At 44.3% G+C, this 11,547-nt stretch carries 9 protein-coding genes and 1 pseudogene; 3 read left to right on the forward strand and 7 right to left on the reverse strand.

Going from position 1 to position 11,547, the window contains the following annotated elements; all coding sequences use genetic code 11:
- The first annotated feature begins 318 nt into the window (after positions 1 to 318).
- Entirely contained in the window at positions 319 to 1,662 is a 1,344-nt protein-coding gene (gene tig / locus JMX07_RS02430) for a trigger factor (RefSeq protein WP_160023344.1), read from the forward strand.
- Positions 1,663 to 1,817: 155 nt separating this feature from the next.
- Here tig and JMX07_RS02435 read toward each other — a convergent pair whose 3' ends face one another.
- From JMX07_RS02435 to JMX07_RS02465, 7 genes are all read right to left on the reverse strand, one after another.
- Entirely contained in the window at positions 1,818 to 2,570 is a 753-nt protein-coding gene (locus JMX07_RS02435; RefSeq protein ID WP_201606088.1) for a HupE/UreJ family protein, read from the reverse strand.
- A gap of 50 nt (positions 2,571 to 2,620) precedes the next feature.
- Positions 2,621 to 3,310, reverse strand: a complete 690-nt coding sequence (gene ureG / locus JMX07_RS02440; protein WP_201606090.1) for an urease accessory protein UreG — start codon at positions 3,308 to 3,310, stop codon at positions 2,621 to 2,623.
- A 57-nt stretch (positions 3,311 to 3,367) separates the two neighbouring features.
- Positions 3,368 to 4,162, reverse strand: a complete 795-nt coding sequence (locus tag JMX07_RS02445) for an urease accessory protein UreF (RefSeq protein ID WP_201606092.1) — start codon at positions 4,160 to 4,162, stop codon at positions 3,368 to 3,370.
- Positions 4,152 to 4,802 (reverse strand): urease accessory protein UreE, encoded by a 651-nt coding sequence (gene ureE / locus JMX07_RS02450; protein WP_201606094.1) that lies wholly within the window; start codon positions 4,800 to 4,802, stop codon positions 4,152 to 4,154. The genes JMX07_RS02445 and ureE overlap by 11 nt, the downstream gene beginning before the upstream one ends.
- Positions 4,803 to 4,964: 162 nt before the next feature.
- A complete protein-coding gene (ureC, locus tag JMX07_RS02455) occupies positions 4,965 to 7,154 on the reverse strand; it encodes an urease subunit alpha (RefSeq protein ID WP_201606102.1) in 2,190 nt (729 codons plus the stop codon).
- A gap of 45 nt (positions 7,155 to 7,199) precedes the next feature.
- Positions 7,200 to 7,502, reverse strand: a complete 303-nt coding sequence (ureA, locus tag JMX07_RS02460; protein WP_057761815.1) for an urease subunit gamma — start codon at positions 7,500 to 7,502, stop codon at positions 7,200 to 7,202.
- Between the two features lie 118 nt (positions 7,503 to 7,620).
- Positions 7,621 to 8,649 carry an urease accessory protein UreD gene (locus tag JMX07_RS02465; protein ID WP_201606112.1) on the reverse strand — a complete coding sequence of 343 codons (1,029 nt, stop codon included), beginning with the start codon at positions 8,647 to 8,649 and terminating at the stop codon, positions 7,621 to 7,623.
- Positions 8,650 to 9,589: 940 nt separating this feature from the next.
- On the opposite strand from JMX07_RS02465, the gene clpP reads away from it, so the two are divergent.
- Complete coding sequence (clpP, locus tag JMX07_RS02470; protein ID WP_197411852.1) at positions 9,590 to 10,216, forward strand: ATP-dependent Clp endopeptidase proteolytic subunit ClpP; 627 nt, start codon at positions 9,590 to 9,592, stop codon at positions 10,214 to 10,216.
- Between the two features lie 187 nt (positions 10,217 to 10,403).
- Positions 10,404 to 11,420: pseudogene (clpX, locus tag JMX07_RS02475) on the forward strand (ATP-dependent protease ATP-binding subunit ClpX); the annotation flags it as partial.
- Positions 11,421 to 11,547: the final 127 nt, after the last annotated feature.

Here is an 11,547-nt window from a genome sequence, read left to right on the forward strand (position 1 = left end):
TGTTCTACTTTTAAAATTTTGTTGAAATCCGTTATTTGGCTGTATAATTCACCAAAAAGCGTTATTATGCGGTGCATTAACGGTTTATTATCGATATTTGATAGCATGGACAACCTCAGCAGGTTCACCTTTTGGTATCAGCGGCGATTGCTACTGGCACTGAATTTGACGTTGTGCGCTATCGCTATCCCCTATTTATTTCAACGGCAGCCCGTCGTACATGCCCGTAATTTGAGGCGCGGTCTGTCTATTACAATTTAACCCTAAGTACTATTTCATTAATCAAACGTACTACTTAATCCTAAAGGTGTAATTAACATGGCTACAGATTTACAAGTCACAACCAACAAGCTATCTAATAAAGAAACCCAGCTAACGGTTAAAGTGCCCGTTGAAAAAATTCAAAACAAAGTTGAAGGCCGTATTCGCCAAGTTGCGAAAACCGCCAAGATTGACGGTTTCCGTAAAGGTAACGTCCCTATGTCACACATCCGCTCTCAGTACGGTGCTGGCATTCAACAAGAAGTTATCAACGATGTAATCCGTGATACTGTATTTGAAGCGATCAAATCTGAAGACATCCGTGCTGTTGGCATGCCTAACATCGACGACGTAAAACTTGAAGACGATTTCTTGGTATATCAAGCCACTGTTGAAATCTTCCCAGAAGTTGACGTACAAGGTATCGATGAGATCGAAGTTGAGCGTCACACTGCACAAGTGAGTGAAGAAGACGTTGACACCATGATCGAAAACCTACAAAAGCAACGTGAAGAGTTCGTTGAGAAAAAGGGCATGGCTGCGAAAGACAACCAAGTGACTTTTGACTTTGAAGGCTCTATCGACGGCGAAAAATTCGAAGGCGGCTCTGCTGAAGACTTTAAACTAGTTATCGGTAGCAACCAAATGATTCCAGGTTTTGAAGCTGGTATCAAAGGCATGAAAGCTGGCGAAGAAAAAACTATCGACGTAACTTTCCCAGAAGATTACCAAGCTGAGAACCTAGCTGGTAAAGAAGCTCAGTTCAAAATCAACGTAAAATTGGTTGAAAAATCTAAGCTACCTGAAATTGATGATGCGTTCCTAGAGCTATTCGGCGTAAAAGAAGGCGGCGTTGAGAAGTTGAAAGAAGACGTACGCAAAAACATGGAACGCGAAATCAAAAACGCTGCGCGTAGCCAAGTTAAGCAAGCGACTTTTGACGCATTGCTAGAAAAGAACGAGTTTGACGTGCCAAATGCTATGCTAGAGCAAGAAATCGAGCGTCAACGCAACATGATGATGCAACGTTTCTCTCAGCAGTTCGGTGCGAATGCTGATAGCTTCGATAAAGACATGCTACCAAATGAGCTATTTGAAGAGCAAGCACTACGTGCTGCCCGTCTTGGCATCATCGTTGCCCGTGTTATCGATACTAAAGGCTTAGAAGTAGATCAAGAGCGTGTAGAAACCTTCATCAAAGAAGCCGCTGAAAACTACGAAGATCCAGCAGAAGTTATCGAGTACTACACCAATGACAAGCAGCAGCGCGCTAACATTGAGTCTGTTGTACTAGAAGACCAAGTAGTAGATTACTTGATCGCACAAGGTAAAGTAACTGACAAAGAAGTTAGCTACCAAGACTTGCTAGCTGCTCAGCAACAACAGCAGCAAGCAATGTAATTTAGACTGAGCGCTGTATGGTGTTAAACCATAATACTTAGATAGCGCTCTTGTTCTACATGTCAAAAAATACGGCCCCGATCATTGATCGGGGCCGTATTTTTTTACGGAAGCTTGATAACCGCTTTATTTAGTAAATCATCATAGAGTTTACTTTATACAAAAGCAGGAACAAACACTGCACCCAGTCCGAGTACGACTAGCCCGCGCTGTAACCATAAATTATCACCGAGGCGTTGCTGTAGCTGTTGACTGACCAATGTACCAACAGCATATAGCGCCAGCATCGTAACCAGCATCCCTGCATAAAATCCTAGCTGACCACTCACGCCAGCGTTTGCTGGTACTTCCAGCGCATGTGCCAACCCATGAAAGACGGCCAAACCACCAAAACCAAACAATGATAACTGCTGAATACTTGGCGTGCGTGCTGTATGGGTCTGAGCAGAGAATGCTTCTTGTCTGCTTTTTTGGCTCATCAAGACCATAGCCAATACGACTACCGACAGTGATATTGCCACTTCAATTAGCCCAGATGATGCAGCAAACGCGATACCGCCAATCAGCACACCAGCCGTGCCCAATATCGCGCCTAATGACAACCCTGCCGTCAACGACATCATGCCTAAGCGCTGCTTTTGTAGACCATAAAACAACATGCCCATGCCTACTGCCAAAAACAGATGATCAAGGCCAGTTACTGGATGCATCAGTCCTGCTTGCAACGTACCCAAAAACGATGGCGCTTGCGTAGTAGTCGAATGAATATGCCCTGAATGCGCCTGCGCCAATGACGGTAGCATTAGTGATGTCATCATCACAGCCGAACCAGAAACGATGTGACGAGCTGAGAGCACTTGTGAAAAACGAGATTTTTCGATGTGAATACCTTTTGTACACTGTGTCATGCGGTTTTTCCTTATTCTTTATATTTTAATGGTAAAAGCTCACCTGCTCTTTAGGCAAGCATGCCATGTTCTTTAATAAAGGCGATAATCTCGTCTAGTCCATCACCTGTTTTCATATTGCTAAAGACAAAAGGTTTGTCGCCACGCATTTTTTTGGCATCGCGTTCCATCACTTCCAGCGAAGCACCAACCATTGGTGCAAGGTCGGTTTTATTGATAATCAACAAATCAGACTTGGTAATACCGGGGCCACCTTTACGAGGTATCTTATCGCCTGCAGAGACATCGATGACGTACAAGGTCAAATCAGACAACTCTGGGCTAAACGTCGCGGCTAGATTGTCGCCACCTGATTCAATGATAATCAACTCCAACCCTTCAAAAGTTGCTTGTAGCTCAGCAATCGCAGTCAGATTAATAGAAGCATCTTCGCGGATAGCCGTATGCGGACAGCCGCCCGTCTCTACACCGCGGATACGCTCAGCAGGCATGGCATCATTGCGAGTTAAAAACTCTGAATCTTCTTTGGTATAGATGTCATTGGTCACCACTGCCATATTGACCGTATCGCGTAGGTTTTGGCATAGCCTTAAAGTCAAAGCAGTTTTACCACTACCAACTGGCCCACCAATACCAAGGCGTAAGCACGATAAGGCAGAAGATGGTTTCTGGCTGTCGCTATCAGTTTGTACGTCTGATACAGCGTGAGTGTTTTTTGTTTTGAGCGGAGTTAGAGACATATTAATTTCCTAAAACAGTTTGTATATTAATAAGTATAAATAGAAATCAAGGTACAGTTATGAGCGGAACAACCGACTGTATTGCTCTTCGTGCATACTTGAGAGAATAGCCAAACTGGGCAAGTTATTCGAGATATTAAGCGATTCATAGAGGTCTTGGCATAGCTGCTGACAGTCCGACTCTTCACTATCACCTAAAGTATTGGCCGTGTTTGTCGACATGACTAAGGCACCAAAGGCCTGTTGCACATCATCGCTTAGAGCATCGACCTGAGCACCTAGATCGCTTTGCAATTGCCAAAGAATACGCTGACCCGCCATCTGTCCTAACGGCACTGTCTTAACAGCAGCGAGCACCATGTTCTCTAATTGAGCAAATCCATAAGTAGTCATTGACTGCGCTAGTGGCAGCTGCCAATGCTGAGCAATATGTGCAAATAGCGGCAAAAATCCATCTTCAGGTATTTCGGCCGGTATGCCAAGACTCAATACTTCGTTGAGCCAAGACACCATCGCCTGTGCCAATTGCTGCGACTCCAGTACAAACTCTTTACTCTCGAGACCAGCGTGATAATCGTGTGCTAGATTTGCCGCTAGCGCTTCATGACCTTGGCTGAGTGCGCACATTATCAGCCCTAATACAGGCAGCTCGTAGCCAATCACCGCAAGCGCTAGATAGTCCTGCATAAATGTAAGCGTACTGGCTTCATCAGAGACAACCCCTGACTCAATCGCTGACTCCACACCTTGCGAATAGGTATAGCTACCAATCGGCAAATTGCTCGATGCCAGCATCAACAGCTGCCCAAGTTGGGTAGACTGAGCAGGCTGAGCACTGGTATCAACCATCATTCGAACGACCTACAAGCGCATCATGATGACTATGGCTATGTCCGTGGCTATGGTGATGTCCGTGGCTGTGGCTTTCGTCATGGCTATGACTTTTCTTATGACTATGAGAGTCACTATGCGAATGTGCATGGGAGTGAGCGTGACCATGCGAATGCCCTTGTCCCGTTTGATAAGCGCCCGTTTCAGGCTCAAATGGCACTGAGGTAGACTCGATATGTAGACCAAGATTTTCTAACATTTGTGCAAGTACATGATCGTTTTCAAAATATAACGCATAGCCTGCATTACCCTGATCAAAACTGTGGTCAAACATCAATGGCACATGACGGTTGCCCAAGTGATAAGCGCCTTTCATTAGTAGAAAGTCATCGTCAGCCGTCACTTTGGTCACCGCTTGCGGCTTGGCGATGACTTGCATCAACTCCCCTGCTGCATTGATAAGGACATCATTTCCTTTTAGTACACCTGTACGAGGCAAGTCAACACCAACTGCCTCACCTGAAACAGTAATGGCTCTAAAGCGGGAATGCTGACGAGTATCAAAATCCAATAGCAGGTAATCATCGGCTTGATACTGTTCTACCAATTGTGCTTTTTGGGTATCGCTAGGCGTACTTAGACGGGTATTAAATATTTTCATTATTCTTCTCTGGCCGTTGTTGCTCAAACTATTGGTCAATAGTATTGATGATAAAAGTGTTGGGAATAAAGATACGATATCACTCAAAAAACCAACTGACTATTGGTATAAATGGTTTATGGCTCACTGTCCTAGAGCTCCTATAAACGTGCATCATAAGCTCTAAAATAAAAAGTAACGCTGTGCCATGGGTAGTACATCAGCCGGCTCACAGGTGAGTGTCTTACCATCCGCACTTACTTCATAGGTCTCAGGATTGATGTCCATATCTGGACAGTAGCTGTTAAAGCGCATATCGCTTTTACGAATTTTACGGATGCCGTGTACTGGCTGAATGACTTTGGTCAGCCCAAGCTGCTTATCCACTTGTTTGTCGATCGCCGCTTGCGACATAAAAGTAATGCTAGTTTGGGCGACTGATTTTGGATAAGTAGCAAACATAGGACGATATTGTACAGGCTGAGGGGTGGGAATAGAGGCATTGATATCGCCCATCGGTACCGCAGCGATGAGTCCGCCCTTTATAATGCACTCAGGTTTTACCCCAAAAAACTTGGGCGACCATAGCACCATATCTGCCCATTTCCCCACTTCGATTGAGCCGACCATATCGCTAATACCATGAGTAATCGCAGGATTTATCGTATATTTTGCAATATAACGTTTGATACGGAAGTTATCGTTGTTCGCACTTTGGTCATAGTCTGTCAAAGTAATGTACTGTTGCTCATCTTCAATGTTCGCCGTTGCATCTGGCGCTAGATGGCCACGTTGAACTTTCATTTTGTGCGCGGTTTGCCATGTACGGATGACCACTTCCCCCACCCGCCCCATCGCTTGTGAATCACTACTCATCATCGAGATAGCACCCAAATCATGCAGGATATCTTCTGCGGCGATAGTTTCTTGACGAATACGGCTCTCAGCAAAGGCGACATCTTCAGCAATAGCAGGACTCAGGTGATGACAAACCATCAGCATATCGAGATGCTCATCAATGGTATTGACGGTGTATGGTCGCGTTGGGTTGGTTGAAGATGGCAGCACATGCGACTCGCCAATAGCCTTTAGAATATCGGGCGCATGGCCACCGCCTGCCCCTTCAGTATGAAAAGTATGGATACAGCGGTTTTTAAAAGCAGCGAGCGTACTTTCAAGATAGCCACTTTCATTTAAAGTATCGGTATGAATGGCCACTTGCACATCATAGTCGTCAGCGACACTCAAGCAGTTGTCGATGGCTTGCGGCGTTGTACCCCAATCTTCATGTAGCTTTAGCCCCACGGCACCTGCTTCGATTTGTTCAGCAATGGGTTCTGGTACACTCACATTGCCTTTACCCAGTAGTCCAATATTCATAGGGATACTATCAGTAGACTTTAGCATTGAGGCAATATGATACGCCCCTGGTGTACAAGTAGTAGCGAGCGTACCTTGAGCTGGCCCTGTGCCGCCGCCCAGCATCGTAGTTACCCCTGACATAAGCGCCGTCTCACACTGCTGGGGCGCGATAAAATGAATATGGCTATCAACGCCACCTGCTGTGAGGATTTTGCCTTCACCAGAGATGATTTCGGTAGCACCGCCAATAGGAATATCAATAGCAGGCTGAATATCAGGGTTGCCCGCTTTGCCAATGGCACTGATACGACCATCTTTGATACCGATATCTGCTTTATAGATGCCTGTATAGTCAACGACTAATGCATTGGTAATAACTGTATCGGCAACTTCCGCACCTAGTAATTGTCCTTGCCCCATACCATCACGAATGACTTTACCACCGCCAAATTTGACTTCTTCACCTTTAATTTCAATAGGCTTGCTGCTACTTTCACCACTTCGTGACGTATTCGCTTGATCAACAGCAGTATCTTTATGACTGGTTAAATCCGCCTCAACCTGTAGCCAAAGCTCGGTATCGGCAAGACGGACTTTGTCACCTGTGGTAGGACCAAAATGCTCAGCATAAATGCGACGACTGACTCGCTTCTGCGAAGTAGCGGTTGCCTTTTTATCAGTAACACTCTCTGATGCTTCGTCGGGATGAGCTGCGCCCATGACACGCCCCGCAAAACCATATACATCTTGCTTACCAGCGTATGCTACCAACTCTACTTCCCGCGATTGCCCCGGCTCAAAACGTACAGCGGTTCCAGAGATGATATTTAGACGAAAACCACGTGTCCGCTCTCTATCAAAATTCAGCGCATCATTGACCTCGTAAAAATGATAATGCGAGCCGATTTGGATCGGTCTATCTCCAGTATTGCTGACACTGATGGTCTGTACCTGTCGACCTTGGTTTAAGATAATGTCGCCATCTTGGATATGGTATTCGCCTGCTTGCATGGGAGCCGCCTTATTTTGGAGTAATCATTTCGGTGATAGACAGAACTATACGATGGGATTATGTACCGTGACCAGTTTGGTGCCATCAGGAAAGGTCGCCTCGATTTGCACTTCATCGACCATCTCTGCCACCCCTTCCATGACATCATCAGCAGACAAATACGTAGCACCTTCACTCATCAGCTCGGCGACTCTTTTACCATCTCGTGCGCCTTCCATCAGCAGCATACTGATATAAGCGATGGCTTCGGGATAATTGAGTTTAACACCGCGATTTTTGCGACGCTCAGCCACCATACCAGCGGTAAATAGCATGAGTTTATCTTTTTCTGTTGGGGTCAGGTGCATGATAATTCCTTGTTGTACTTATCATTATATTTATAGCAGATTAGAGATTTTCACAGCATTAAATATCGATTAAAAACAGTCGCAATATATCTTAGTGTCATTATTTAAAGTGGCCATATTAAGTGTCCCAAATACGTGGACGACAAGGCTCAAGTTGCCACCAATGATCTCGCAAGACTTCTCTTAGCTGATAAAACGCTTCAAAACAACCTCGTACATCTGAGCCAATGTAGCGGATATTGATCGCTTGGCAATTATGAGTGCAGTAGACAGGCAGTTGTGCTTGAGCAATTACTTGTCGTAATGCTGCTACGGTATTGTCTAGATAGCGGGTTAATGACTGCTTGATAGTTGCTTGGGCAGTTTCGGTCGATTGCGTAGTCTGTGACGCGGAGAGTGCAAGATTGTCATGGACATCGCTTAAGCTTGGTACTGCCCAAAACGATCCATAAATATGCTGGTTCGCTAATCCCAAATTTGAGGTAAACCAGCGATTTTGTGCTGCCTGCGCTACTCGCTCAGCAACGATAACCTTGCCATCTCGGTAGATGTTCAATCCAGTATGATAATACCCTTGCAAAAACTGCTCGTCGTAAGCTTGCCGCCCAAATACGCTAATCTCCCATGTCAGTAGACTAGATGAATCCGTCAAATCGAAACGGCTCACTGCATGCATATTGGCTTCGTTATAAATGATACTCTCTTGCGGCAGCCATTCTAATCGGGTATGTGCTGCGAGTTTGGCTTGTACGTGTTGGCTCGCATAGGCAGCTATTTCATTTTGACCCATACTTTGGTGAGTGTCGTTGTCGCTCAACGGAGCTTTATGTTTTTGACTAACACTGTCCTTACCGTACCACTTACCTGCCCCTGGTGTGGTGATAACAGCGTGGCTGCCACTATCTAAGTTTAGGTCTATGGTCAGCGTATCACCGCCTGCGATACCGGCTGGCGGGTACAACATCAGTATGTGACAAATACCCTGCTGTACGCTTGGCTCAGGATACAGAGCACGCTGTACCATCAAGGCACCCGTGTGCTTACGATGATAAAGCCGCGTTTTTGAGTTATCAGCCGTACCCTCTTTGGCCGTACTTGTACTGCTAACAGTGTCAAAGCTTAATGCTAAAGAAGAGGCCCAACTCATTTTATATACTCATTTACTAATTAAATATGTTTCAGTATTTTGTATGACAGCTATCATTTGCTATGTGTTAAGAACTCTATTGCCAATCGTTAACTACAGTTCATTAGCGACAGTAATATCAGAATAGTAACGGAGGAATACAGCGTACATCATTTATCGTGCCCAGCGCACCATGATAAATCAAAGCGTCAATGTTTTTATTGATACAAGCATTGTGCCAACCCTTGATAGCAGATAATCAAATAGACAACCTTACCGACTCAAAACTTTGATTTGTCTGCGCTTTTTCTTTTTTGGATTAGACGATAAAAACAATCGTATATTTCCAGCTATTTTCTAAACGTTTTTTGAGCCTTATCTATTTATAAAATCAGCAGATATTTGCACCAAAATAGTACATTTTGTCCATAACAGTGCATTTTTTAGCGTTATTGTTAGCTCAATACCCTCTAAGGACGTTAGATAAGCAAAAATACTAAACGCATAACTATTTGCAGGCTCAGTCAGTAAGATAGGTGGATTATAGGGCTATTAATCAGGTATTCTATGTTAAAAAGTCAGTTCAAACATGATTTACGCTATTTGTATCGATACAGACGCTGTCGATACAGACGCTGTCGATATAGATACTATCAATATCTGTACGACTTGATAATAGATAAGATAGTATTTATCTACTTCTAGACGTATTTTTAGTATAAGTTTTAATATAAGCAATGAGTCCTAGACATATCGGAGGGTCACTTTTTCACCTATTTTATGCACAAACCCGTTTTATAGGCTTGAATAGTGAGCGCAGCCCCCTTATAAACAACCCATTAGTCAAAAACTACTAGACAATAAAATCATTCAATCCATTTTTATTTTATACATTTATCGATAGGACTTTTCTATGACAGATTATGATCGCATCACTGCCAACCCGCATTTTGATATGCTGATGAGTGCGCACAAAGAAGTACAGACCACACAAGCGGCTTTAGTACCTATGGTGGTTGAACAGTCCTCACGCGGTGAACGCTCGTTTGATATTTTTTCACGCCTATTACGTGAGCGCGTTATCTTTTTGACCGGTCAGGTCGAAGACAACATGGCTAACCTTATCGTTGCCCAGTTACTATTCTTAGAAGCTGAAAACCCTGACAAAGATATCCATTTGTATATCAACTCACCAGGCGGCTCAGTAAGCGCTGGCTTGGCTATTTTTGATACCATGAACTTCATCAAACCTGAAGTATCTACTATCTGTATGGGCGGTGCTTACAGCATGGGTTCATTCCTATTGGCTGCTGGTCAAAAAGGCAAGCGCTATTCACTTGCTAATGCTCGCGTTATGATTCACCAGCCTTCAGGCGGCGCGCAGGGTCAAGCAACAGATATCGAAATCAATGCTCGTGAAATCCTTAAAACTCGTGCACGTCTAAATAGTATCTTAGCTGAGCGCACTGGTCAGCCAGTAGAGAAAATCGAAAAAGACGTTGAGCGTGATTATTGGTTAGATGCTCAAGAAGCCAAAGAATATGGCTTGGTTGACGAAGTATTAGAGCGTCGCCCTGAATCTTTGTAATCTAAGCATTAACGTGATGCCTCTTCATTGAGAGTGCAATCATAAGACCCTTTATAGTTTATTTGCCGTACAGTAAACCGTTATCAATGTCATGCCTGATCTATTGAAAGGTATGACCATTGAATTGATACGATAATCGACATACTACAAATAAACTAACCAGTTTTAAATTTTAGGAGCGCCTTTTATGGCAGAAGATAATACCCCGCAGTGTTCGTTTTGCGGTAAAGCCAAAAGCGATGTACAGCAACTGATTGCTGCTGACGATGCCAATATCTGCAATGAATGTATCGAGCTATGTACCGACTTAATCGCAGACAGCGCAGAGCACGGTGATGACGATAGTGAAGTAGACACTTCTTGGGTCAATAAAAAACTACCAACGCCAAAAGAGCTGCGTGCCAAGCTTGATGAATATGTCATTGGTCAGGACGCCGCCAAAAAAGCATTGGCTGTGGCCGTCTATAACCATTACAAACGTCTAAAAGTTAGCCAGACGCTAGCCAATGATAGTAAAAAAGCCAAGATCGGCGCTGATGATGCAATGGTAGAATTGGCTAAGAGTAATATCTTGCTAATCGGTCCAACTGGTTCTGGTAAGACGCTACTTGCGCAAACCTTAGCTCGTCTATTAGATGTACCTTTTGCGATGGCTGATGCCACGACCTTGACCGAAGCTGGTTATGTTGGTGAAGACGTTGAAAACATCGTACAAAAGCTACTTCAAGCTTCTGACTATGATGTGGCCAAAGCTGAGCAAGGTATCATCTATATTGATGAAATCGATAAAATCAGTAAGAAAGGTGACAATCCATCTATCACCCGTGATGTATCAGGTGAAGGCGTACAGCAAGCATTGCTTAAGCTAATCGAAGGTACTGTGGCTGCTATTCCGCCGCACGGTGGCCGTAAGCACCCGCAGCAAGAGCTGATACAGGTTGATACTAGCAATATCCTAATCATCGTTGGTGGTGCATTTGCTGGACTTGATAAAGTCATTCAGCAACGTACCGAAAAAGGCGGTATCGGCTTTAACGCTGATGTCAGTTCAAAAGATGACAGCCGTCGAAGCTCAGACTTGCTACAAGAAGTCGAGCCAGAAGATTTGATCAAGTTTGGTCTGATTCCTGAGCTGATCGGTCGTCTGCCAGTACTTGCGGCACTGCAAGAGCTAGATGAAGCAGCCTTGGTACAAATCCTGACCTGTAGTGGCATAATTAAATTGGACAACTGCTAAGAGGCTATACTAACCCAAAGAAGGAAAATAGTATGACCAACAAACGCAACCAATATACCCGAGAATTTAAATTAGAAGCGATTAGCTTAGTCAC

The organism is Psychrobacter immobilis, from assembly GCF_904846235.1.
Taxonomy (GTDB): Bacteria; Pseudomonadota; Gammaproteobacteria; order Pseudomonadales; family Moraxellaceae; genus Psychrobacter; species Psychrobacter immobilis_C.